The 23,948-nt window shown below is 37.5% G+C and carries 19 protein-coding genes and 1 tRNA gene; 7 read left to right on the top strand and 13 right to left on the bottom strand.

Going from position 1 to position 23,948, the window contains the following annotated elements; translation table 11 throughout:
- Nucleotides 1-13 precede the first annotated feature (13 nt).
- Nucleotides 14-1,912 carry a RecQ family ATP-dependent DNA helicase gene (locus PREBIDRAFT_RS02650; protein WP_004336154.1) on the top strand — a complete coding sequence of 633 codons (1,899 nt, stop codon included), beginning with the start codon at nt 14-16 and terminating at the stop codon, nt 1,910-1,912.
- Here the strand turns inward: PREBIDRAFT_RS02650 and PREBIDRAFT_RS02645 are convergent.
- Genes PREBIDRAFT_RS02645 through PREBIDRAFT_RS02635 form a run of 3 tightly spaced genes read right to left on the bottom strand, consistent with a single transcriptional unit; the run spans nt 1,898 to nt 5,056 of the window.
- On the bottom strand, nt 1,898-2,857 hold the full coding sequence (locus tag PREBIDRAFT_RS02645) for an N-acetylmuramoyl-L-alanine amidase-like domain-containing protein (protein WP_004336155.1): 960 nt from the start codon (nt 2,855-2,857) through the stop codon (nt 1,898-1,900). The two genes, PREBIDRAFT_RS02650 and PREBIDRAFT_RS02645, sit on opposite strands and share 15 nt — an antisense overlap.
- Nucleotides 2,854-4,032 (bottom strand): DUF4421 domain-containing protein, encoded by a 1,179-nt coding sequence (locus PREBIDRAFT_RS02640; RefSeq protein WP_004339105.1) that lies wholly within the window; start codon nt 4,030-4,032, stop codon nt 2,854-2,856. The genes PREBIDRAFT_RS02645 and PREBIDRAFT_RS02640 overlap by 4 nt, the downstream gene beginning before the upstream one ends.
- Nucleotides 4,033-4,069: 37 nt before the next feature.
- Nucleotides 4,070-5,056: a Gfo/Idh/MocA family protein gene (locus PREBIDRAFT_RS02635; protein ID WP_004336157.1), complete on the bottom strand. Its 987-nt coding sequence runs from the start codon at nt 5,054-5,056 to the stop codon at nt 4,070-4,072.
- Nucleotides 5,057-5,151: 95 nt separating this feature from the next.
- On the opposite strand from PREBIDRAFT_RS02635, the gene yihA reads away from it, so the two are divergent.
- The 4 genes from yihA to PREBIDRAFT_RS02615 all read left to right on the top strand — a co-directional run bounded on the left by yihA (nt 5,152) and on the right by PREBIDRAFT_RS02615 (nt 10,238).
- The gene (gene yihA / locus PREBIDRAFT_RS02630; protein ID WP_004339101.1) at nt 5,152-5,772 is read left to right on the top strand and encodes a ribosome biogenesis GTP-binding protein YihA/YsxC; all 621 of its coding nucleotides are present in this window, start codon (nt 5,152-5,154) and stop codon (nt 5,770-5,772) included.
- Between the two features lie 163 nt (nt 5,773-5,935).
- Nucleotides 5,936-7,525 carry an IS21 family transposase gene (istA, locus tag PREBIDRAFT_RS02625; RefSeq protein WP_004337046.1) on the top strand — a complete coding sequence of 530 codons (1,590 nt, stop codon included), beginning with the start codon at nt 5,936-5,938 and terminating at the stop codon, nt 7,523-7,525.
- 6 nt (nt 7,526-7,531) lie between these two features.
- Complete coding sequence (gene istB, locus PREBIDRAFT_RS02620; RefSeq protein ID WP_004337048.1) at nt 7,532-8,320, top strand: IS21-like element helper ATPase IstB; 789 nt, start codon at nt 7,532-7,534, stop codon at nt 8,318-8,320.
- A gap of 124 nt (nt 8,321-8,444) precedes the next feature.
- A complete protein-coding gene (locus PREBIDRAFT_RS02615; RefSeq protein ID WP_004338786.1) occupies nt 8,445-10,238 on the top strand; it encodes an ABC-F family ATP-binding cassette domain-containing protein in 1,794 nt (597 codons plus the stop codon).
- A gap of 466 nt (nt 10,239-10,704) precedes the next feature.
- Here PREBIDRAFT_RS02615 and hemN read toward each other — a convergent pair whose 3' ends face one another.
- Together hemN and PREBIDRAFT_RS02605 are read right to left on the bottom strand one after the other, a co-directional pair.
- Entirely contained in the window at nt 10,705-12,069 is a 1,365-nt protein-coding gene (gene hemN, locus PREBIDRAFT_RS02610; protein ID WP_004338785.1) for an oxygen-independent coproporphyrinogen III oxidase, read from the bottom strand.
- 21 nt (nt 12,070-12,090) lie between these two features.
- On the bottom strand, nt 12,091-12,609 hold the full coding sequence (locus tag PREBIDRAFT_RS02605; protein WP_004338784.1) for a GNAT family N-acetyltransferase: 519 nt from the start codon (nt 12,607-12,609) through the stop codon (nt 12,091-12,093).
- A gap of 208 nt (nt 12,610-12,817) precedes the next feature.
- Here PREBIDRAFT_RS02605 and PREBIDRAFT_RS02600 point away from each other — a divergent pair, with 208 nt between their 5' ends.
- Together PREBIDRAFT_RS02600 and PREBIDRAFT_RS02595 are read left to right on the top strand one after the other, a co-directional pair.
- A complete protein-coding gene (locus tag PREBIDRAFT_RS02600; protein WP_004338783.1) occupies nt 12,818-14,323 on the top strand; it encodes a glutamine synthetase family protein in 1,506 nt (501 codons plus the stop codon).
- A gap of 164 nt (nt 14,324-14,487) precedes the next feature.
- Nucleotides 14,488-15,738, top strand: a complete 1,251-nt coding sequence (locus PREBIDRAFT_RS02595; protein ID WP_174299181.1) for a nucleotide sugar dehydrogenase — start codon at nt 14,488-14,490, stop codon at nt 15,736-15,738.
- Between the two features lie 109 nt (nt 15,739-15,847).
- Here the strand turns inward: PREBIDRAFT_RS02595 and PREBIDRAFT_RS02590 are convergent.
- From PREBIDRAFT_RS02590 to PREBIDRAFT_RS02555, 8 genes are all read right to left on the bottom strand, one after another.
- Nucleotides 15,848-15,936, bottom strand: a tRNA-Ser gene (locus tag PREBIDRAFT_RS02590).
- 43 nt (nt 15,937-15,979) lie between these two features.
- Nucleotides 15,980-16,573 (bottom strand): IMPACT family protein, encoded by a 594-nt coding sequence (locus PREBIDRAFT_RS02585; RefSeq protein WP_004338781.1) that lies wholly within the window; start codon nt 16,571-16,573, stop codon nt 15,980-15,982.
- A 19-nt stretch (nt 16,574-16,592) separates the two neighbouring features.
- Complete coding sequence (locus tag PREBIDRAFT_RS02580; protein WP_004338780.1) at nt 16,593-17,840, bottom strand: DUF1015 domain-containing protein; 1,248 nt, start codon at nt 17,838-17,840, stop codon at nt 16,593-16,595.
- A 133-nt stretch (nt 17,841-17,973) separates the two neighbouring features.
- Nucleotides 17,974-18,891 (bottom strand): NAD(P)-dependent oxidoreductase, encoded by a 918-nt coding sequence (locus PREBIDRAFT_RS02575; protein WP_004338779.1) that lies wholly within the window; start codon nt 18,889-18,891, stop codon nt 17,974-17,976.
- Between the two features lie 88 nt (nt 18,892-18,979).
- The gene (gene serC / locus PREBIDRAFT_RS02570; RefSeq protein ID WP_004338778.1) at nt 18,980-20,050 is read right to left on the bottom strand and encodes a 3-phosphoserine/phosphohydroxythreonine transaminase; all 1,071 of its coding nucleotides are present in this window, start codon (nt 20,048-20,050) and stop codon (nt 18,980-18,982) included.
- 206 nt (nt 20,051-20,256) lie between these two features.
- On the bottom strand, nt 20,257-21,573 hold the full coding sequence (locus PREBIDRAFT_RS02565; RefSeq protein WP_004338777.1) for a DEAD/DEAH box helicase: 1,317 nt from the start codon (nt 21,571-21,573) through the stop codon (nt 20,257-20,259).
- Nucleotides 21,563-22,726 carry a tetratricopeptide repeat protein gene (locus tag PREBIDRAFT_RS02560; RefSeq protein WP_004339098.1) on the bottom strand — a complete coding sequence of 388 codons (1,164 nt, stop codon included), beginning with the start codon at nt 22,724-22,726 and terminating at the stop codon, nt 21,563-21,565. Before PREBIDRAFT_RS02560 ends, PREBIDRAFT_RS02565 begins: the two co-directional genes overlap by 11 nt.
- Nucleotides 22,727-22,766: 40 nt before the next feature.
- A complete protein-coding gene (locus PREBIDRAFT_RS02555) occupies nt 22,767-23,876 on the bottom strand; it encodes a tetratricopeptide repeat protein (RefSeq protein WP_004338775.1) in 1,110 nt (369 codons plus the stop codon).
- Nucleotides 23,877-23,948 lie beyond the last annotated feature (72 nt).

The following is a 23,948-nucleotide window of genomic DNA, read 5'->3' as shown; positions in this document are numbered from 1 at the left end:
CAGATTAGTACCCATGACCTATAAAGATATTCTACAACAGTATTGGGGGTATGAGAACTTCCGGGGCATACAACAAAACATCATAGAAAGTATAGGTGAGGGGAAAGATACTCTTGGCTTGATGCCTACTGGTGGTGGTAAGTCAATTACTTTCCAAGTACCTGCTTTAGCTAAGGAAGGAGTATGTATTGTAATCACACCCCTTATTGCTTTGATGAAAGATCAAGTGGATCATTTAAAGCGAAAAGGTATCCAAGCGGCTGCAATTTATTCTGGTATGAACCGTAACGAAATTGTAGCTACGCTTGAAAATTGTATTTTTGGAGGTGTAAAATTACTTTATATATCGCCAGAACGTATAGCTTCCGACATTTTTCAGACAAAACTAAAGCGCATAAAAGTGAGCTTCATCACAGTAGATGAAGCCCATTGTATTAGCCAATGGGGCTATGATTTTCGACCATCCTATCTAGCCATTGCAAATATCCGAAAACTTATTCCCAACATACCAATCCTAGCTCTTACAGCAACTGCAACTCCAGCAGTCATTGATGATATTCAAGAACAACTCTGTTTTGCTCATAAGAATGTCTTTCGTATGAGTTTTGAACGTAAGAACCTTGCTTATATTGTACGTGAAACAGAGGATAAGAATGCAGAGATGATCCATATCCTCACTGCCATTCCTAAGACTGCTATTGTATATTGTAGAAGTAGAAAACGAACAAAGGAAACTGCTGAACTACTACTTAAAAAGGGAATTTCAGCCACTTGGTATCATGCAGGGTTAGAGCATACTGTGAAAGATCAAAGACAGACCGAATGGCAAGCTGATAAAGTGCGTGTAATGGTGGCAACAAATGCCTTTGGTATGGGTATAGATAAACCTGATGTTAGGTTGGTTATTCATATTGATTGTCCTAGTTCGCTTGAAGCTTACTTCCAAGAAGCAGGAAGAGCTGGAAGAGATGGAGAAAAGGCTTATGCCGTAATGCTCTACAATGGACATGACAAAGCAAAACTTACCAACCGTATAGAGGAAACTTTTCCACCAAAAGAATATATAAGACAGGTATATGATCACCTAGCTTATTTCTATCAACTAGGTGTAGGAAGTGGTGCAGGGCATACCTTTGAATTTCCTATCGACAAGTTTAGTGTTAATTTCAAACACTTTCCTACTCGTGTTAATTCGGCTTTACAAATCATTCATCGTGCTGGGTATCTTAACTATGAGCCTAATCCTGATAATAGTGCGCGTGTACACTTCTTATTAAATCGTGATGATCTTTACCGTCTCAACGCTCTATCAAAAAATGAGAACGATGTCGTTACAGCGTTGTTACGTTGTTATGGTGGATTATTTTCTGATTACTGCTTTATTGATGAGAGCTGGGTAGCACAGCAAGCAGGCATAGATACGAACCAAACTTATATGGCATTGATAGAACTTAATAAGAAACGTATCATTAGTTTTATTCCTCGCCGTAAGGTGCCTCTTATCACCTATTTACGTGATCGTGAAGATGGTGAGAACCTTATTCTATCAGAGCATATATATGAAAATAGAAAAGCAGAGTTTACAACGCGTATAAATGCAGTGATAGCCTATGCTGAAAATAAAAGAGTATGTCGCAGTCGTCAATTGTTGAGCTATTTTGGTGAAACAAAAACAGAAGATTGTGAGCAGTGTGATGTTTGCCTTTCCGATTATCACAAAAAAGAAAAAGCACAAGCAGCGAATATAGAAGAGCGAATAATGATACTGCTAAGTGATGGTAAACACCATCATATAACAGAGATAAAAGTCATATACGTAGACGAGGTAATAACCTTAAACATCCTTGAAGAGATGTTAGCAGAGGAAAAGGTTATAATAGAAGGAGATATGATAATGTTAGTAGAGCGTTGATTGCTCTATCCTACCCACTCTCACCCCAAGATTAAAAGGACGAGCTTTAAGATACTGATAGAGCGTTTCAGTAGGCTCCACAACCTTACTTCCATTCTTCTTTAAGCTAGAAGCATTCAGTAAATAAAGTCCGTCTTTATGCCAAATGGCTATTCCGAGATGAGTAGTATCTAGGTTCTTCTTATTAGTTACTAACCCTAGAATATCCCCATTATGAATTGCCTTACGTAGGGTAGTATTATCATTGAGTGCAGAAGTAGGAATATAACGTACCACCTTACCATTTGTTTTATCCTCTAAAAGCTTTAATGCTTTTACTCGTTCAGGGTGATTTCGCAGCATATTATACGACAGATAGTTTTCACTCATATAATTTATCTTGAGTGTTTGTGTAGCCGTAAAAGGAAATTCTAGGGTATTCATCTCTTTTACAAATCCCTTCTTCTCATTATCTTCTAACCACCAATCAAAGTAATGTAAACGGTTTTCATAACTAAGCTTACCTCCACGATAACGCACTTGCTTTATCGCATTAAGAAAGTCAGACCATTTTGTTTTATTATTAAATGCACATTGAGCAAAGGCTACCACGTTTTCAACATAAGTGGTGCAGTCCATTCCTTTTAAAGTGATTACTAACCGTTCATCATCTGTTTTATCAAGCGTATGTGCTACATAGGGTATACCAACAAACTGTCTTGCTATATAAATTAAGGTAGTCTCTTTGCTATGCTTCTGGTTATAAATAGCAAACAACTTCATAAAATGCTCTATCTGCTTAACTTCCTCCATATCCATGTTTACAATGTATTTAATATTCATTGTATCACAAGCAAGCGTTTTTAATTGGTCTGGAGTATTCCGTTGAAAAGTTTCTCGCTGTTTAGCCTTGGCAGTACATGATATTAGCAAGATAGCAGTTATTATAGTTATTATCAAATTCATAATTTCTTTTTCTTTTTGGATGCCTTTTTTCTACCAAAGTTTAAACCAGCATAGAGGTTCACACTACCAAAAAAGTTATTCGTAGAAAAGTTTTCTTTCCGATAATTGTAAGCATGTAGAATAGCACTCATACCTGCATACCACTTACTATTATTATATACTAATCCAAACCGACCAATAGCGTCAATATTGATATTCTTAAAATCAAAGTTACCTATATTATTATTACTCTTTAGATCACCCGAACTAGTTTTGTATGCCAGTGCCAAAGATAATGAAGCTGCTAAAAGCCAATTCTTTTTGAACACCCAATTATAAGCATAACCACCACTTATGGATATATCTTTATATTTCACTTGTTCAAACATTATGGTACTATCAAGTTGAGCTTCTGGATTTGTACCCTGCAAGCGATCATGGATAAGACTATTTAGCTCATCCCAATTTACAGACAACTTATGACTTGTATAACCAACACCAATAAGTGGGCTACCTGCCGATTTTCTTTGTACGGTACTCTGACTAAATGCTGCAGGATAAGAGAAATGCCTATGATTAAAAATATAGTAAATATTGAAACCACGGATACTTGAGGATAATCCTCCAAAATCCACCCCACGTAAAGTCTCTGTATTAATATCTTTACCCAAATAGAGTTGGCGAATTTTAAAATCGCTACCTGTTTTGCGATAATAAAGATCAATCCCTATCATGGAAGTATACAAACTCAAATCGTATTCTTGCTTCGTACTTTTACTACCACTAAACAAATCGAAATGGCGTACATCAAGCGTATAGCCTAAAAATATCCACCTCCAGCCAAAATAAGGACCTATCTTTATACTAGCTCTAGGCGCAAGTGAAATACTCTGATGCGATGAGCTACTAAGTCGATAATGTTCGTAAGTATTAGTATTTTGCAACATAACAGTAAAGTTATATCGCTGTGGCTCTATATAAGTTGTGTCTATTTCGTTAAAGCGATGCACTACTTTTCTAGCCTTGCGCAATTGTCGTTGATACCATTGGGAAGTAGTATCTCTTCTCATCCACCGCACAGTATCTAAATTACTTTCCACAATATCTTTCTCCTTTATCTCATTAGCAAAGGAAACTTGTGTAAAGTAAAGAAAAAGAAGGCATAATAATCCTAAGCGCAAAACAAATGTTTTCATAAAAAAAATCGTAGTGAGTTTTTTCTCACAACTTTCCCTAGATCTTACCCAATATTCTATCCATAACCCAATTAGTAGGTGTTGCACTAATACTTGTACATTGGCATACTCCCAATCCCTGCATATCCTCAATAACCGATTTGATAATAGGCAACTGAACATAGGCAGGATTTTCCACTTCTATATTCTTAATCCCCTCACTCGTATGTAAACGAATAGGGTCATAAGTATATACAGAGAAAGCTAGCCTACCCTTTTCGCCAAATATTTCTATTCTATCTTCACGTGCGCTCTCGTGGGCAGCAAAGCACCAAGCACCACTAGCCGTCAGCCCACTCTCAAAGCGAAATACAGCATTAACAGTATCTTCTACTCCATTATATAATCCTCGCCTATTTGCCGTATAGCCATGCGCCTTTACGATAACACCAAATATGTCTTGCAACAAATCGAGCTGATGTGGGGCGAGATCATAAAAATAACCACCTCCTGATATATTCGATTGCAAACGCCACGGAAGTTCCTCGCCTTGAGTATAGTCAAGATCGCGTGGTGGAACAGCAAAACGCACCTGAATAGTAAGTACTTTGCCCACAACCCCTTCAGTAATCATCTGCTTTACTTTCTGAAAATAGGGCAGATAACGTCGATAATAAGCCACATAACATGGCACTCCCGTTTTCTCCGAAATACGATTAATACGCACACAGTCATCATACGAAGCTGCCAATGGCTTTTCGATATAACAAGGCTTACCTGCCTGCATTGCCATAATGGCAAAAGTAGCATGGGCAGCAGGTGGCGTTGCTATATAAATGGCATTTACATCGGGATCGTCCACTAAAGCTTGAGCATCGGTATACCACTTTCTTATATTGTGTTTTTCTGCATACTTGCGCGCTTTTTGTTCGCTACGGCTAAACACAGCCATAACATGCGAACCAGCAATTAGATTAAACGCTGGACCAGATTTCTGCTCGGTAACCTCGCCACAGCCTATAAACCCCCAATTTATTTGTTTCATCATTGCGTATTTTCTGCAAAAATACAAAATTCTCTTAACCTAACAACCACTACTGTTTACTTTTTAGTATCTTTGTAACTAAATATTTAGCAATTATGATTATTAAAAATTCAGAGTTTACAATATCTGCTCCCACAGTTTCTAAATGTCCAGAAGATAACAAGCCCGAATATGCTTTTATAGGCAGGTCAAATGTGGGCAAATCAAGCCTCATCAATATGCTTTGTAATCATAAAGGTTTAGCAAAAACTTCATCTAAGCCCGGTAAAACATTGCTTATCAATCATTTTATTATCAACAAAGAATGGTATCTTGTCGATCTTCCTGGCTATGGTTATGCAAAGAATTCTAAATCTGTTCGCGCCAAACTAGAACAGATGATAGCACAATATATCTTACAACGCAAACAACTCATGAACGTGTTTGTTTTGATAGATATTCGCCATGAACAGCAAACTATCGACCGCGAGTTTATCGACTGGCTAGGTAAGAGCAATGTGCCTTTTTCTATTATATTTACAAAGGCTGATAAGCTGACGGCAGGTAGAGCAAAGTCGAATGCGCTCCTTTGGATGAAAAAGCTAGAAGATACTTGGGAAGAGTTACCCCCTTATTTCATTACCTCTGCCGAGAAAAAAACAGGAAAAGAAGAGGTGCTTGATTATATTGAAAGTATAAACGCTAATATTCAGCAGGGGTTGGAAAAGCCACACTAATTTGACCCACGCTGGCAAGTATTTTAGACCCAGTAAGGTTAAAATAACCAGCCCCACCTTGCCAAAATAAGAATGACCCTTTGAAACGCTAGTTTTTTAGGGTCATTTTGTAGTTTTGTGTTACTGTCCTGGTCGGCATTAAAAACATAAAACTATTATTTATATGACAAAATTAAAGAATTTATTGCGCTGTTACGCATCTGGTATGGGAATAAGAAGTATTTCTAGTACTTTCCATATATCTCGTAACACCCTCCGCAAGTATGTCCGTAAATTCCAAGAAAGTGGCTTGTCTATGGAGCAAATTCTGTCGCTTTCAGATGATAAGCTAGCGGACTTGTTTTCAGATGGGCATTCTCGTAACCGTCCGCCTTCTGCTCGTAAGTTGGAGTTAGAGGCACTTGTTCCTGATTATGTGAAACGGCTTAGCAAGAAGGGTGTTTCTATCTTATCTCTTCACACGGAGTATCTCAAAACTCATCCTAATGGTTACCAGTATTCTACTTTCAAACACGCAATCCATGCCTACAGATGTCAAACACGAGCCGTAGGACATGTAGAGCACCTTGCTGGCGATCAGATGTATATTGATTATGCGGGTGATAAACTAGAGATAGTCGAAGAACAGACGGGTGAGGTGCGGAAGGTAGAGGTTTTTGTGGCTACCCTTCCATGCAGTCATTACACCTATTGCGAGGCAGTGTGGTCGCAGAAGAAGGAAGACCTTATCGTTGCTTGCGAGAATGCTCTTCATTTCTTTGGTGGTGTACCCAAGGCTGTTGTGCCTGACAACTTAAAATCAGCCGTTATCCGCAGTGATCGTAATGAGCCTGTTATCAATGACGACTTCGCTGCTATGGCTGAATTTTATGACATGGCTGTTTATCCAGCTAGGGTGCGCCGTCCCAAGGACAAGGCACTGGTTGAGAATGCTGTAAAGCTAATGTATCGGTCGGTATATGTAGATATTGAAGGGCAAATTTTCCATAATCTAGAATCACTTAATATTGCTATACGCACATCTTTAGAAGCATTTAATAGCCGTAGATTGAGTGGACGTAAGGAATCCCGCCAAGAACTATTTGAGGAAATGGAAAAAGATTTTCTTCGTCCTCTTCCTACCGCTCGCTATCAGATGAAGTCTAGAAAGTCTGCTACTGTCATGGCTAATAGCTTCGTTATGCTAAGAAAGCATAGTTATAGTGTTCCAACAGAGTATATCGGCAAACGTATGGAGCTTATTTACGATAATGACAATGTTCAAATCTACTATGGGTTAAAGTTAGTTACCATCCATCAGCGAGATGATACTCCCTATACCTACTCACAGAAAGATGCACATAATCTTCCTGGTCATCATGGTAGCTTTGAAAAGGATTTGGAGGAAATATATCAACGGGCAGGGCAAATAGACAACATCCTTCTGCTTTATCTCAAGGAAGTCGCTACGCAGATGAAATATCCACCAAAAGCCTTCCGCTCTTGCCGTGGTATCATGTCGCTGGAGAAGAAGTATGGCATGGCTCGTCTAGTAGCAGCTTGTAACTGTGCTTCGGAAGGACGACGCTATGGCTATAATGAGATAAAGGATATACTACAGAAGGGTGATGATGCTTCCTATATATCTATGGATGAAGATAATATGGAGCTATCTCCTGAATATAAATCAAAAACGCATAAGAACATACGAGGCAAGGATTATTTCTCAAAGCAATTATCCAATAATAACAATAATAGCAAACAATTAAAGTAAACAACTATGGAACTAAATAATAATAAGACAGCACCTATTGTGCAAGAAATGGATAAGAATCAGTTATCTCTTGATTTAATGCATAGAATGAGGCTTACGGGTATGGCAACTGCCTTTGAAGAAAGTCTAACAACTACAATTGCAGATACGATGACACCAGATGCCTTTTTATCATGGCTCTTATCTCGAGAATGGGACTATCGTTCCGCAGCTGCTATTGAAAGACTCATAAAATCAGCAGGGTTTAGATATAAAGCCTATCCTGAGCAAATAGATTATAATATCAATCGCAACCTTAGCCAAAACAAAATGGAGAGAATACTCTCACTTGATTTTATCAAGCAAGGACGCAATATATTTATTACTGGTTCATCAGGAACTGGTAAAAGTTTTATCGCTACAGCTATAGGCTATCATGCTTGTAAAAATGGTATTAGAACGATGTATGCTAATATGTCAAAATTACTAGGGATACTTAAAGTCGCCAAGAATAAAGGAACGTTAGAAACAGAGCTAAAGAAGATAGAGCGATGTCGCTTGTTAATCCTCGACGATGCCTTCCTTGTACCTGTAGATGCAAAAGAGCGTCCTATATTACTTGATATTATAGAAGATAGGCATGAAAGGAAGTCGATTATCATATCTTCTCAACTTCCTGTGGACAACTGGTACGATGCAATAGGCGACCCTACCGTGGCAGATGCTGTACTAGATAGAATCGTGCATAGCTCATATCAAATAGAACTAACTGGAGAGAGTCTTAGAAAGATAAAAGCAAAGAATATTGGTAGGTAATAGCGAAATAAAATGACCCACCCGACCAGGGCATTTAGTGGGTCAATAATAAATCGTTTTACTGGGTCTAAAATACTTTGCCAGCGTGGGTCAAATTAGTGTGGCTTTTCCAGGGGTAAGACAAATGGCACAGAAACCTTATTTAGATGTCCAAAACTTATCAAAGAGTTTTGGCGCACAAGTTCTGTTTACTGATATGTCTTTCTCCATTGCAGAAGGACAACATGTGGGACTAGTAGCTCAGAATGGTACAGGAAAGTCTACCCTACTTTCAATTCTAAACGGTAAAGAGAGCTACGACGCAGGAAATATTGTTTATCGCAATGATATCAAGGTAGGACTACTCGAACAAACAACACAGTTTGACCCTACAGAAACTGTGCTTGATGCTTGCTTCAATCATCAAGGCAGTGAGGAGAAAATTTTAAAAGCTAAACAAATCCTCACTATGCTGAAGATCTATAATCTTGAGCAACCAATGGGCGAACTCAGCGGGGGACAACAGAAGCGCGTGGCACTGGCTAACACTTTGATTTTAGAGCCCGACTTTCTGATCCTCGACGAACCTACCAATCATCTCGACCTAGAAATGATAGAATGGCTGGAGAATTATCTTCAACGTGGCAACAAAACCATCCTTATGGTTACCCACGATCGTTATTTCCTAGATAATGTATGTAATACGATCATTGAACTAGACAACAACACGATATATACTTATAAGGGCAATTATGCCTATTACCTTGAGAAACGTCAAGAGCGTATTGATAACACAAGAGCAGAGATTGCTCGTGCCAATAATCTATACCGTACAGAGTTAGAATGGATGCGCCGTATGCCACAAGCACGTGGACACAAAGCACGCTATCGAGAAGAAGCTTTTTATGAACTAGAAGCAAAGGCTAAACAAAGAATTGAGGACAGACAAATTCGCTTGAAATCGTCTAACGTATATATAGGTAGCAAGATCTTTGAGTGTCAATATGTGTCGAAGAAGTTTGATGATAAAATTATCCTTAAAGACTTCTATTATAACTTTGCACGCTTCGAAAAGATGGGTATTGTGGGTAACAATGGTACAGGAAAATCTACGTTTGTTAAGATGCTACTTGGAACAGTTGCTCCCGATAGCGGTAAGTTTGACATTGGAGAAACCGTGCGCTTCGGTTATTTTTCGCAAGATGGATTACAATTTCGTGATGATCAGAAAGTTATTGACATCATCACGGACATAGCCGACTATATTGACTTAGGCGGCGGGCGCCACATGACAGCATCGCAATTTCTACAACATTTCCTTTTTGAGCCAGAGCAACAACACAACTATGTGTATAAACTTTCTGGAGGAGAGAAACGCAAGCTATATCTATGCACTGTACTCATAAAGAACCCTAACTTCTTAGTACTTGACGAACCTACCAACGACCTAGATATTCAGACACTACAAATATTGGAAGAATATTTACAGGACTTTCCCGGATGTGTCATTGTAGTTTCGCACGATCGCTATTTTATGGATAAGGTGGTAGACCATTTGTTGGTGTTCAAAGGCGAGGGCGAAGTGCAAGACTTCCCCGGTAACTATACTCAATATCGCGACTATAGCCGTTTGAAGTCGAAAGAACAAGACGCCGTAAAGCCTGCTAAACAAACATATACCGCTACTCCAACGCCTAAGAAAAGCAACAACAGTTTAGGTGTTCGCAAGATGTCCTTTAAGGAGAAATACGAATACGAACAGATAACGAAGAAAATAGAAACGCTAGAGGAAGAAAAACAAGCTATAGAAGAAGCACTCTGTTCGGGTACGCTTTCCACAGAAGCGTTGACCGAGAAGAGCAAACGCCTTCCCCTTATCAGCGCAGAACTCGATGAACTAGAAATGCGCTGGCTGGAGTTGTCTGAATTGATAAGCTAAATTGTCGCCTTTCACAATGAAAAGTAGGCATAGTGAATAAGAGCCTTTACTATAAAGTATGGTACTCTTATTCGCTGTATAAAGCTACCTCACATATAAGGATGGATGAGCTTTTTTATAGCAATAGATTATCATCTTTATCCTAAAACCTTACCTATTATTATGTAAAAGGTTATCTTTAGCGTTTATTTTTAATTTATTTTTAGTTTTAAAATAAATTAAAAACGAATCAAAAATAAATTATTTTTCAACTCCAAACTTTACGTTTTATACAAAAAAAGCTTACCTTTTATTGTTTAAAGGGTAAGCTTTTATTTTTTTCTTATCAGGTTTTACCAATCTTTATGCGCTCTTCAAATGTACCATAATAGGCATAAATTTGCCCATAATGATAACCACGACTTTCTTATTTTCTAATGACCTATTTGGGTTTTTAAAAGTTTATCGATCTGTATTATACACCGCCTTATAGTGGCTTCGAAAACTGCTTATCGGTGTTCAGCATCATTGGGTCGAGCGTGGCTGCCACATTGCGAACAAAGGGGCGAGCAGATGTGAGCACTGTTAAGGATGCATCAGAAAGCGTAATAAGTCCATCGTTTTGCATTTCATCTAAAATATCCTTTTGGAAGTTTATTGAACGCATCAAAGCCTCCTTTGAGATATTAAGTTCACGAGCTATAATATCCCATTCTATATGGTAATTACACATAAGCTGCTCTATCACCGCTCTAACAATCTTTTGTTGCGGAGAAAGCAAATAACCCTTACTTATAGGAAGATGATTATTAGCTAATGTTGATATATATTCATCAATAGATTTTGTTCCTTGTGCATAAGCAGTCTCTAGCTGACTAATACCTGTTACCCCAAAAGCATATACTTGCCCTGTGGTACGGCGAGTGCAATAACCTTGGAAATTGCGATGTAGCTGATGGGTATTAAGTGCCATTGCAAGTTCGTCGGTAGGCAAAACAAAGTGGTCGAGTCCTATTTCTTTATAACCTGCTTCTAATAAAACTTCTTCTGCCTTCTTAAACATCAAAGACTTACTTTCGCTTGTAGGCAATCCTGCACGCTCTAAAATCATTTGGCGTTTGAATATCCATGGGCAATGTCCATAGCTAAAAGTGGTGAGACGGTCGGGATAAAGCTCTATAGCCTTATGGATAGTATTCTGGAAACTTTCTGGCGTTTGATGAGGAAGTCCGAAAAGAAAATCCATATTGATACTTGCCCCACCCTCACGCAAAATTTGCATAATAACGGTCAATGGCAGTTTAGAAGGTGTGCGGTTTACTATTTTTAGCACCTCAGTATCTAAATCTTGTACTCCTATACTAAAACGATTGAAATGAGCTGCAAGCAAGTTTTCCCAATCTTTCTTCTCTAGATAACCGGGATGACACTCAATGGCTATTTCTGGCTGTTCTATCGTTGGGAAAGATGTGAGCAAATGCTCGTTTAACTCCTGAAGTACAGAGGCAGGCAACGATGTAGGACTTCCTCCGCCATAATGAATTTGCGAAATACGCCTACTTTTATTCAAATGCTGCACAACGAGATCTATTTCCTTATGTAGCGCATCGACATAGGTTTGAACACCCTCCTCTTTCTGCATAGGATAAGAGTTGCAACCACAATAATGACAAAGTCGGCGACAGAAAGGTATATGAAAATAGAAAGAAAGATTACTTGTATATGAAAAATTGCTTTCATGAAGCGCCTCAATATAGTTAGCTTCTGTAAAAGGTGCAAAATAATTAGCTGGTGGATAGCTAGTATAACGAGGTACTGAAATGTTATATTTATCAATAATATTAGTTTTCATAACAAACTAAAGATGTTTTTTTTATTCCTTTATTTTTTGATAAGCCACACGGGTGTCGCCATTTTCTAAATAAATAATTCCACAATAAGTAAAACCAAGTCGCTCTAAAGCACTACGCATAAGAATGTTATCAGCGTGAGTATCTATACGGATGTTGTTCGTAAGCGTGAAAACAAAGTTGATAATAGCACGCATTATACCATGCGTATTAGGAGCAGATGCTACACGATGGATAACATAATAGGAAGCATCATTTAGCCATTGTCCTTCTTCAATAACAGTGTAAGTTGGTTCTGGACTAGCGATAGCTGCAAAGGTTGCAAGAGGCGAACTCGGGTTAGCTACATCTATTACTAGGTAAGAATTGCCATTAAGAATATCTTGATGTAGCTGCTCAATAGAAGGGTGAGAAGCCGACCATTGGTGAAGATTGCCCGAAGCTATCATCTTACGCTTACCTTCTTCTATTAATGTCTTTATATGACCAATATCAGTCTCTGTAGCAACACGAATGATAATTTTAGAATTATCTTTTATCATATCATTATCGTTTATTTCAAGCAAAAATACGCAATTAATTTCAAATACCCAGCTTATAGTAGCAGAAGTTGTATAGAACTGCTAACGAATGTTATCTTTGTACGCATAGAAGTATAGTAATAAGAAAGAAAATAAACCCTGAAAAATACTTGTATTCAGAAAAGAATGCGTATTTTTGCCATAGATATAACCTCATAATTTTTTTATAATGGAAAAGAACTTAAATCTTGTTTCAGCAAATAAGCTAGAAGCATTTCTTGGTAAGAAATCAAAGACATTTACCAAAGCAGACATCTTGAAGGTAGCAGATGAATTTGAAATTGAAATGGTCAATTTTATGTATCCTGCTGGTGATGGAAGATTAAAAACACTAAACTTTTCTATTCATTCACAAGCGTATTTAGAGACAATTCTTACTTGTGGTGAGCGTGTAGATGGGTCATCGCTATTCAGCTTTATTGCAGCAGGAAGTAGCGATTTATATGTAATGCCACGTTATGCAACCGCTTTTATTGATCCATTCCAACTTACACCTACTCTATGTTTCCTTTGCACATTCTTTGACAGAGACGGAAACCCTCTAGCTTCTTCGCCAGAACAAACACTATGCAAGGCAATGAAGTCGTTCGAGGAAGTTACAGGAATGACTTACGAAGCAATGGGCGAGCTAGAATATTATGTTATTCACGAAGAAGAGGAAGAGTTCCCTGCAGAAGATCAACATGGCTATCATGAAAGTTCTCCATACTCAAAGGCTAACGATTTCCGTACAGAGTGTATGAAACTTATTGCAGAAATGGGTGGTAAGATTAAGTATGGACACTCAGAAGTGGGCAACTTTGTTGAAAATGGTTTGAACTATGAGCAAAACGAAATAGAATTCTTGCCAGTACCTGCAAATGAGTGTGCAGAACAATTGCTTTTGGCTAAATGGGTAATCCGCTCGCTCGCTTACGAACAAGGCTTAAACGTTACTTTTGCACCAAAAATTACAACAGGTAAGGCTGGCTCAGGTATGCACATTCACATGCGTATGATGAAAGATGGCAAGAATATGATGTTGAATAATGGCAAGCTATCTGACGAAGCTCGTAAGATGATAGCTGGTATGATGGAGCTAGCTCCAAGTATCACTGCATTTGGTAATAAGAACCCTACTTCTTACTTCCGTCTTGTTCCTCATCAGGAAGCTCCTACTAATGTTTGTTGGGGTATGAGCAATCGTTCTGTATTGGTACGTGTTCCACTAGGTTGGACATCTGGCGAAGATATGTGCCATAAGGCTAATCCTTTGGAACCATTGACACAACGCGATTATAGTGGTAAGCAAACAGTTGAAATGCGCTCACCAGATGGCTCGGCTGACATTTATCAGCTATTATCAGGGTTATGTGTAGCTTGTCGTCATGGTTTTGAAATGGCAAATGCAATGGAAGTGTCAGAGCAAACATTTGCAGATGGCGATATCCACGACGAAAAGAATGCTGCGAGATATGCTACTCTTGCGCAACTTCCTGACTCTTGTGAGGCTTCAGCCGACTGCCTAGAAAAACAACGTGCTATTTTCGAAGCTTATGAAGTGTTCCCTGCTGCTATGATTGATGGTATCTTAAAGCAACTTCGTGGTATGCAAGATCGTACCTTACGTGCTGACATCATCAACAAGCCTGAAGAAGTAGCTGCATTAGTAAAGAAGTATTTCCACTGCGGCTAATTCGTAAAATATAAGGAGTTAAAGTCACCAAAGCTATTGTTTTAGGTAGCTTGATTAGGCTTTAACTCCTTTTCTTATCAATTTAATACCCCATAAGCTACTATAAAATGGGAAAAATCCTTACCTTTGTCTTATTCTATAAAATAACTAATAGCTAAATGGGTATGGAGAATAATTATAAGATAGCTGTTGCTGGTTCTGGATATGTTGGGTTAAGTATTGCGATATTGCTTAGTCAGCATAATGAAGTGGTAACTGTAGATGTTGTAGAGGAAAAGGTTGATATGATCAAGCGTGGTATCTCTCCTATCCAAGACGACTACATAGAAGATTATCTAAAGAATAAATCGCTCTCCCTAAAAGCTACAATAAATGGGAAAGAAGCATATAAAAATGCCGACTTTGTGGTAATTGCTACTCCTACTAATTATGACCCTGTACGCAACTATTTCGATACACGTCATGTAGAAGAAGTAATAGAACTAGTGCTTGAAGTTAATCCAAAGGCTATAATGATCATCAAATCTACTATACCTGTTGGATATACAGAAAGTGTAAGAGATAAATATCAATGCAATAACATTATCTTCGCTCCTGAATTTTTGCGTGAGAGCAAAGCACTATACGATAATCTTTATCCAAACAGAATTATAGTAGGTCGCCCTGAAGGTGATGAGCATTTGGATAAAGCTGCCCATATCTTTGCCGAACTACTACAGCAAGGTGCCATTAAAAAAAACGTTCCTACCCTTTTCATGGGACTCACAGAAGCAGAAGCCGTAAAACTTTTTGCTAATACATACCTAGCTTTGCGCGTAAGCTATTTCAACGAGCTTGATACTTACGCAGAAGTGAAAGGTCTTGATACTGCAAATATTATTCAAGGGGTTTGCCTTGACCCACGTATTGGCTCTTTCTATAATAACCCTTCATTTGGTTACGGTGGCTATTGCTTGCCAAAAGATACCAAGCAATTACTAGCAAATTATGAAGATGTACCCGAAAATCTGATACAAGCCATTGTAGAAAGTAATCGTACACGGAAAGATTTCATAGCAAATCAGGTTCTTCACATCGCAGGCTATTACGATTATAATGATAAAGGCGATTATAACCCTAACAACGAAAAAATATGTATTATAGGAGTATATCGCTTAACGATGAAGTCGAATAGCGATAACTTCCGTCAAAGTTCTATCCAAGGAATTATGAAACGCATTAAGGCTAAAGGGGCTCAAGTTATTATCTATGAACCAACTTTAGAAGATGGAACGACTTTCTTTGGAAGTGAAATAGTTAATAACCTAAGTGAGTTTAAAAAACGTTCACAAAGCATCATAGCCAATCGTTACGATAGTAGCCTTGATGATGTTAAAGAGAAAGTATATACAAGGGATATATTTAAACGAGATTAAATCCTAACTAGAACATCTAGCATTAATCCTCTTAAATAAGATGTTATAAAAACTATCTTTTGCTGCTAAAACAAAATATAAACAAGCAAAAGATTTTTTATAACAAGAGCGGAAGTAGAGGGATTCAAACCCCCGATACGCGGTGAGGCGTATACCGGATTTCGAGTCCAGCGCATTCGGTCACTCTGCCATACTTCCTTATCGTAACACAAAAGTAATATAAAATGATAATATTACCAAATTAATCAAATGAAAGTTTCTTCAATCTGGTACGAAGTTCGTCTGCTTTACTTTGTCTAATAGATAGAACTATTTCACATGTATTATCGAATGTCTGGCTAACAATACGTGGTTCCATATCTTTTACTATACGCATAACATCATTCATCATAGGATAAGTAAAAGTAAACTTAACAATCTCTTCTACAAACCGTTCCTCAATATTGCTATTTACAATAGCATTGGCAGCAGCTAATCGGTATGCTTCTATCAACCCACTAGTACCTAAATTTACACCACCATAATAGCGAATAACGATAATAAGAATATTAGTCAACTCATTACTATTAATTTGTCCTAGTATCGGCTTACCTGCCGTAGACGATGGTTCTCCATCATCATTAGATCTAAATTCACTTCTATCAGCTCCCACGACATAAGCGTAGCAACAATGTCGTGCATCATAATATTTCTTCCGATATTCTTTCACAAACTTCAACGCCTCGGCTGCAGAATTTACATGATGGGCAAAAGCGAGGAATTTACTCCGCTTTTCAGAGTAAAATCCCTCGCTTATTTGATTTTCTAATATTGTCTTATACTTGTCGTTACACATATAAATATTAAAGTTCCACTTAGTCTAGCTTATGAATGATAAGACCAGAACGAAGTTTTGGCTCAAACCATGTTGCCTTTGGTGGCATAATCTTACCACTATCAGCAATATCCATAATTTGTTGCATAGAAACAGGATAAAGTGCTAATGCCCAACGCATTTCACCACTATCAACACGACGTTTCAATTCTGATAATCCACGTAAACCACCAACGAAGTCGATACGCTTATCTGAACGTAAATCCTTAATATTCATAAGTTCGTCAAGAATCAAACGACTAGAGATGTCAACATCAAGAACACCGATAGGATCTGCATCATTGTATGTACCTTCTTTAGCAATGAGACTGTACCAATTCTCGTCAATATATAGTGAGAATTCGTGTAGCTGCTTAGGACGATACTCTGTATGTCCCTTCTTCTGAACAGTAAAGTTCTTTGCAAGAGCAGTCAAGAACTCATCAGTAGTCATACCATTAAGATCCTTAACAACGCGGTTATAATCTAAGATTGTTAATTGGCTAGCTTGGAAGCATACAGCCATAAAATAGTTATACTCTTCATCACCTTTGTGATTAGGATTTTGCTTAGCTTTTTCTGCGCCAACTAATGCTGCTGCTGCAGAACGGTGATGTCCATCAGCAATATAAAGATTAGGCATTTTACCAAATTCTTCTGTAACCAATTTGATATCTTGATCATTATCAATAATCCATAGTTGATGACGGAAACCATCAATAGGAGCAACAAAATCGTATTCTGGTTCAGTAGCAGCATAGCGATTGACCAATTCATCAAGCACTTTATTGTCTGGATAAGCAAAGAATACAGGCTCAATATTAGCGTTGTTTACACGAACATGCTTCATACGATCCTCTTCCTTATCGCGACGTGTTAATTCATGCTTTTTTATAGTGCCATTCATGTAATCATCAACGTATGCACCCACAACAAGACCATATTGTGTCTTACCGTTCATAGTCTGAGCATAAATATAATAACGCTCTTTATTGTCTTGAACTAACCAACCTTTATCTTGGAACTTTTTGAAGTTCTCTGCTGCACTTTCGTATACCTTAGGATCATATTCACTAGTTCCTACAGGAAAGTTGATTTCTGGCTTGATTATATGATATAAACTTTTTTCGTTATTGCCAGCTTCCTCTCTTGCTTCTTCAGAGTTAAGTACGTCGTAAGGACGACTTTGAACTTCTTCGACAAACTGTTTTGGAGGACGAACGCCTTTAAATGGTTTTACAATTGCCATATTATTTAGGTTTTAAGATAAGATTAATAGTGTTTAAAGTGAAAGATATTATAATGGACTACACAATATAAATGTAGCCATTATAATATTTTCTCGAATGTAAAAATGTAAGTAAAACTCCTTATCTAAAGAATTATTTATTTACTTGGAATTTGGTATCACCTGTTGCAAAGAAAGCATTAATCTGCTTTGCTGCAGCAATACCAGCATTTGTGTTAGCTTCTGCAGTTTGAGCCCCCATCTTCTTAGGTGTGCTGAAGTATCTTCCTTCAAACTTCGCAAACTCAGCATCAGCATCAGGCTTAATGTCTGTAATGAACTTGATATCCTCACGCTCAGCCATTAACTTAACCAACTCTTCCTCATTGATAACTTCCTTACGAGCAGTGTTCACTACAATACCACCTTTAGGCATCATATTTACTAGGTTGTAGTTAATACTCTTTATGGTTTCAGGAGTTGCAGGAATGTGTAGAGAAACTACATCACAATTCTTGAATAATTCTTCCTGATTAGCAACAGCATGAACTCCTGCTTCTTCAATAACGTTAGCTGGGCAGTATGCATCGTATGCATAAACATCCATTCCAAAGCCTTTAGCAATACGAGCTACATTACGACCAACATTACCAAAAGCAAGAATACCAAGTTTCTTACCTTTCAACTCTGTACCTGACTTACCATTATAGAAGCCACGAACACCAAATACTAACAAACCAAATACAAGTTCAGCCACAGCGTTTGAGTTTTGTCCAGGAGTGTTTTCTGATACTACATTATGAGCAGTAGAAGCAGCTAAGTCGATATTATCGAAACCTGCACCAGCACGTACAACAATCTTCAACTTCTTAGCTGCATTAAAAACTTCTGTATCAACTTTATCAGAGCGAATGATCATAGCATCAGCATCAGCAACAGCTGCTAATAGTTGAGACTTCTCTGTATATTTCTCTAGCAAAACAACTTCATGCTTTGCACCTTCAAGTTCTTCTTTAATGCCTTTAACAGCAGCAGCTGCAAAAGGTTTTTCGGTTGCAATTAAAACTTTCATAGCAAACAGTTTTAGTTATAGGTAATTTTTATATTACTGATAGGCAGCACACTTTTATGCTGCTACCTATCAGTTGATTATAATAAGATTAGTGCTTCTTTTCGTATTCCTGCATACAGTCGACAAGTGCCTTAACACCCTCAACAGTCATAGCATTGTAGCAGCTAGCACGGAAGCCACCAACATCGCGATGTCCCTTAACACCTACCATACCACGCTCTGTAGCAAACTTGAAGAAATCATCTTGTAGTTCGCTGTACTCATCATTTAATACGAAGCAGATGTTCATGTAAGAACGATCTTCCTCACACTTAACAGTGCCATGGAACAACTTGTTGCGATCAATTTCTCCATAAAGCAAGTCAGCACGCTCCTTTGCAAGTTTCTCCATAGCCTTTACACCACCTTGAGCCTTGATCCAACGTAGGTTTTCAAGAGCTGTATAGATAGGAACTACAGGAGGAGTATTAAACATAGAGCCTTTCTTAACATGTGTACGATAGTCTAACATTGTTGGAATTTCACGCTCAACACGACCAAGGACATCATCCTTAACAATAATAAACGTAACACCTGCCATAGACAAGTTCTTCTGAGCACCACCATAGATACAATCATACTTAGAAACATCAACAGGACGGCTGAAAATATCAGATGACATATCACCAATCATACGTACAGGAACATCAAGATCCTTGTGCAACTCAGTACCATAAATAGTATTGTTAGTTGTTACGTGTAGATAGTCAAGATCTGTAGGTACATCAAAGTTCTTTGGAAGGTAAGTGTAATTATCATCTGCAGAAGATGCAACTTCAATAGTTTCACCATAAAGTTTAGCTTCTTTCATTGCCTTCTTTGCCCAAACACCTGTATTTACATAACCAGCCTTCTTTACAAGGAAGTTAGCAGGGATCTGAGTGAACTGCAACGAAGCACCACCACCAAGGAACAATACAGAATACCCTTCAGGAACATCCAATACTTCTTTTACCAAAGCCTGAGCTTCATCCATTACAGGCTGAAAGTCCTTTGATCTGTGGCTAATCTCAGCAATAGATAGACCAATACCATTAAAATCTAAGATAGCACTTGCTGTCTTTTCAATCACTTCACGTGGAAGAATGCAGGGACCTGCACCAAAATTGTACTTCTTCATATGCATATATTGTTTAATGTTAGTTTAATCATTTTTTGAGCAAATGCTAGGTTTGTTGCATTTTTCTTTACTCACGATGCGAATTTACGCTTTTATTTTTAGTCTTACAAGCATTTAACCATTTTTTTTATTTACTCTATTTGTTAAGTCAAATACCTATGTTCTCGCACACACAAAGAAACATCTTGTCATTTTGAAAGCAATATCTACCTAATTTCTTCCAAAATAGTACGGATACCCTTTATTTTTTTATCTTTAGTATTTGTTATTACAGAAGAAATTTTTCTTTTTTTTATCGCAACATAAGAGTATCTATCTTTTACATCAATCTTTCCTATTTCTGATGATTGCAATCCACCTATTTTACAAAGAAACCCTACAATGTCTGTCTTAGCTATTTTATCCTTCTTTCCCTTCCCTATATATAAGGTTGCCATCTTAGGTTCGGATGGCGCAGGAAGCTCGTCAGGCAATACTACCTCTTCATATTCTTCCTTAATATAATCAGGAAGTTTCTCTTCTGGACCAAGAATGAAAAAAGTAGCCCCCTCCTTGTCCCACCTCGCAGTTCGCCCAACTCTATGCACAAAGCTATCTTCTCCTTCTGGAAGATGATAATGAACAATATTATTTACATCAGGAATATCTAGTCCTCGTGCAGCAAGGTCTGTGCTAACAAGAATATTTGCCGATCCATTTGAGAACTTATAAAGGGCAGCTTCTCGCTCAGTTTGATCTAATCCTCCATGAAATAAGGACAGTGTAAACCCCTTCTCACGTAAGAAACTAGCAGTACGTTCTACCGAGTCGCGATAATTTAAAAACACTATTGAACTTTGATCCCTAAATGTGCAAAGTAAGTCGGAAAGTGTTTCAAGTTTATCTTTATCTGGACTGTTAACAATAAAAGTTTTAATACGATCCGAAACGACTTCGTCTTTATCAGAATAGTCAATCTTCATCAATCTACCCATAGAAACAAAGCTTGGAATTTCCTCTGAGTATGTAGCAGAAAGGAGAATACGACGTTTAATATTAGGAAGCTTGAATATGAGACTAGACATTTCTTTTTGAAAGCCCATTTCCAAACATTTATCAAACTCGTCTATAACCATCCATACCACTTCTCTAACATCAAGGTTATCCTTATCAAGGTGATCGTTAAAGCGTCCTGGAGTTGTAAATACTATTTGAGGTTTTACTTCTCGCAATAACCTATGTTCGTCCATAGTTGCTCTACCTCCATACAATGCCATTGCACGAAGTCCACTACCTAAGTCTTTCACTACGGTAGCTGATTGCAAAGCTAATTCTCTACTAGGCAATACAACAACAGCTTGCACATTATCACTTTTTGCATTGATACGTTGGCATAATGGTATGAGATAAGCAAAAGACTTACCTGTACCAGTAGGAGAAAGTACTACAACATCCTTATCTGTATGCAAAATAGCATCAAATGTAGCTTTCTGCATTTCATTTGGCGTTATACCAAGTTTGTCTAATATCTTATTATTTTCCATTTCTTATCCTATCTATTATGTCAAATTCTTTACCCATATTTAGGTTCAAATAAATTGTGTAAAGTGGAGCTAGCCACTTTTTTTTACTATCGGGCATTAGTTCCTTATATTTCTCTATATAAGGAAGTGCTTTCTCATAATATGCCACAATACTATTACGTTTTACACTACTCCGTTGCCAATTCTTATCTAGCTCAATAGCTTGATTAAAGTACGCCACCCCAATATTGTAGTAAGCGTCCGCAAAATCTTCCCTCTCTTTTATCAATTGCTTACATATAGCAATACTTTGATTATATTTACCTAGATTAAGCAAAGCTGTGCTTTTAGCAAAACGAAACAACACATTCGTTGAATCGACTTTTAACGCACTATCAGCAACGATTAATGCCGAATCGTTTGCACCTATCTTGTCATAATATTCTATCAAACGTGGAAAGAAATAGCCAAAATTAGGATATTGTGAAAATCCATCTTTCAATGCGTGAACATACTTTATCGTATCCTCTTGTAATAGATATGCTTCTGCCTCATATTGCTTTACAAAGTTGAGCATCGAACTATCTTTTTCAGCCCATTCTTTATGCTTTAATATTAAGGTAGCATCTTGTATTTTATATCCACAATACATAGCCCAATAAGCTGCATGTGGAATTAAAGGATCACTATTCTTGTAGTGATATCCTGTAAAAAGTGGCAAATTATCTAATAAAATAAAGTCATCAAAGAAGCTATAAGCCTGCTTGAAATCCTGCGCATGAATGAAGAATACCCCACCATTAAAAAGGTTAGGGCGAATGGAGTTGAGCAGTTTTGCATGCTTTTCTCTATATTTAGGTTTCCTGCTAGGATTATTCCTTACATCAACAGAATCAAAACTACTCATAGTATGATACAGTTTTCTTGTTATATTAAAGAAAGCTGTAGTATCGTATTTTTGCTTTAAGTACAACTTTTCATTGCCCTGATCATATTGTTTAATCAGTGCTTCACAAAGAAGCAGCCATATTTTAGAATTAGTCCTATTAGCAGAATCTTTAAGCAATAATTCCATTGCCTTTTCTACTTTCACCAATTCTTTACCTTTTTTCAATTGTTCCTCTGCTGTTTGTATTTGTTTTCTCTGTCCAAAAGAGGCAATTGAGACTAGCATCAGCAACAATATTGATAATATCTTTTTCACATCTTTCTCCTTACTTTGTTTCTAACATTGGTTCAAGCTCGTTTACCTTTATTTTATCATCCAATATAGTATAATCCATATACAACGGACCTACCCAGTCCACTTTATTCCTTCGTGGATCCTTAGCACGAACTCTTTCAAGATAGTTTCTAGCTTCTGCAAAAAATCTTGTATATAGTGTTTCTGAAACTATCTCCCCTTTCTTTTTCTGTGCCATAACAGAATCTCTCATCTGCATTCCCAGCTGATTTAAGCATACACCTATATTATATATAAGAGGTATGCGTGTTGGATCAAGCTCATCTGCTTGCTTGTAAGCATCTACTGCTTCCTCCCAACGCTCAGCATGCATAGCAATCTCACCTTTTAAAATCCAAGGTATAGGCGAATTAGCATTTTCTTCTAGTCTGCCATCTACAAAATCTTCCAAATTAAATTTTGCAGTAGGCTTTTGGTAAAAGCGCATAATCCATGAGAAATATTTTTCATTTGTTGGATCAGTATTATACAGGTGTTTTAGCACTGCTAGATACTTTACTGAGTCAATTTCACATGTCATCTGCTCATACATACATTCAGCCTTTACATCAGCCGCAGCCTTTGCCGTTTCATCGTATTTTAAGGCTTCGTTAGCATATTGATCGGCATGTTCATAATCCTTCGCTTTAAGATAATAATAAGCCAAATAATAAGATGCCACTCCTGACTCATCAACGCTCCCAACAAGTAAAGGTGATTTTCTTGCCGACAAATATAAATTAAGTGCATCTATACCTTGCGAACGTGTGTTGTCTTGCTTAGCCAAATACTTACCTGCATCTATTAAGATAGGATAAAGACGATTTAGACGCATCTTATTATCTTCTTCCAATTTAGGCTGAACCTTGTTCCGTCGATTAGGCATTCTGTCAAATTCATCACTCTTCAATGAGTAATTCACAACATTATAAATAGCATTGTAATATAATACAGAATCCCTAATCGACCGTTCATCTACTTTAGCCTCATTATCTTTAGCCAAACGATTATATCTATCAGCCTGCTTGCGTGCATCTTCTTGCGCAGATACCACTAATATAGAGTTTAGAAATACTAATAAGAATACGGAAATCTTCTTCATCAAATAAAATTTTCGTGAATAGAAAAGTTTAATTCTTTTCTATTGAACTTGCAAAAGGCTCAATAGAAAAGA

It is taken from the genome of Prevotella bivia DSM 20514 (assembly GCF_000262545.1).
Classification (GTDB): Bacteria; Bacteroidota; Bacteroidia; order Bacteroidales; family Bacteroidaceae; genus Prevotella; species Prevotella bivia.
This window is presented reverse-complemented; position numbering and strand designations above follow the sequence as displayed.

Bases quoted from the DNA above. Each gene is read 5' to 3' on its own strand.
- hemN (WP_004338785.1), bottom strand. From the start codon at position 12,069: ATGAAAACTAATATTATTGATAAATATAACATTTCAGTACCTCGTTAT.
- PREBIDRAFT_RS02555 (WP_004338775.1), bottom strand. From the start codon at position 23,876: ATGAAGAAGATTTCCGTATTCTTATTAGTATTTCTAAACTCTATATTA.
- PREBIDRAFT_RS02565 (WP_004338777.1), bottom strand. From the start codon at position 21,573: ATGGAAAATAATAAGATATTAGACAAACTTGGTATAACGCCAAATGAA.
- PREBIDRAFT_RS02650 (WP_004336154.1), top strand. From the start codon at position 14: ATGACCTATAAAGATATTCTACAACAGTATTGGGGGTATGAGAACTTC.
- PREBIDRAFT_RS02560 (WP_004339098.1), bottom strand. From the start codon at position 22,726: ATGCTAGTCTCAATTGCCTCTTTTGGACAGAGAAAACAAATACAAACA.
- PREBIDRAFT_RS02600 (WP_004338783.1), top strand. From the start codon at position 12,818: ATGGAAAAGAACTTAAATCTTGTTTCAGCAAATAAGCTAGAAGCATTT.
- istA (WP_004337046.1), top strand. From the start codon at position 5,936: ATGACAAAATTAAAGAATTTATTGCGCTGTTACGCATCTGGTATGGGA.
- PREBIDRAFT_RS02615 (WP_004338786.1), top strand. From the start codon at position 8,445: ATGGCACAGAAACCTTATTTAGATGTCCAAAACTTATCAAAGAGTTTT.
- serC (WP_004338778.1), bottom strand. From the start codon at position 20,050: ATGAAGAAGTACAATTTTGGTGCAGGTCCCTGCATTCTTCCACGTGAA.
- yihA (WP_004339101.1), top strand. From the start codon at position 5,152: ATGATTATTAAAAATTCAGAGTTTACAATATCTGCTCCCACAGTTTCT.
- PREBIDRAFT_RS02585 (WP_004338781.1), bottom strand. From the start codon at position 16,573: ATGTGTAACGACAAGTATAAGACAATATTAGAAAATCAAATAAGCGAG.
- PREBIDRAFT_RS02605 (WP_004338784.1), bottom strand. From the start codon at position 12,609: ATGATAAAAGATAATTCTAAAATTATCATTCGTGTTGCTACAGAGACT.
- PREBIDRAFT_RS02595 (WP_174299181.1), top strand. From the start codon at position 14,488: ATGGAGAATAATTATAAGATAGCTGTTGCTGGTTCTGGATATGTTGGG.
- PREBIDRAFT_RS02640 (WP_004339105.1), bottom strand. From the start codon at position 4,032: ATGAAAACATTTGTTTTGCGCTTAGGATTATTATGCCTTCTTTTTCTT.
- PREBIDRAFT_RS02575 (WP_004338779.1), bottom strand. From the start codon at position 18,891: ATGAAAGTTTTAATTGCAACCGAAAAACCTTTTGCAGCTGCTGCTGTT.
- PREBIDRAFT_RS02635 (WP_004336157.1), bottom strand. From the start codon at position 5,056: ATGAAACAAATAAATTGGGGGTTTATAGGCTGTGGCGAGGTTACCGAG.
- PREBIDRAFT_RS02645 (WP_004336155.1), bottom strand. From the start codon at position 2,857: ATGAATTTGATAATAACTATAATAACTGCTATCTTGCTAATATCATGT.
- PREBIDRAFT_RS02580 (WP_004338780.1), bottom strand. From the start codon at position 17,840: ATGGCAATTGTAAAACCATTTAAAGGCGTTCGTCCTCCAAAACAGTTT.
- istB (WP_004337048.1), top strand. From the start codon at position 7,532: ATGGAACTAAATAATAATAAGACAGCACCTATTGTGCAAGAAATGGAT.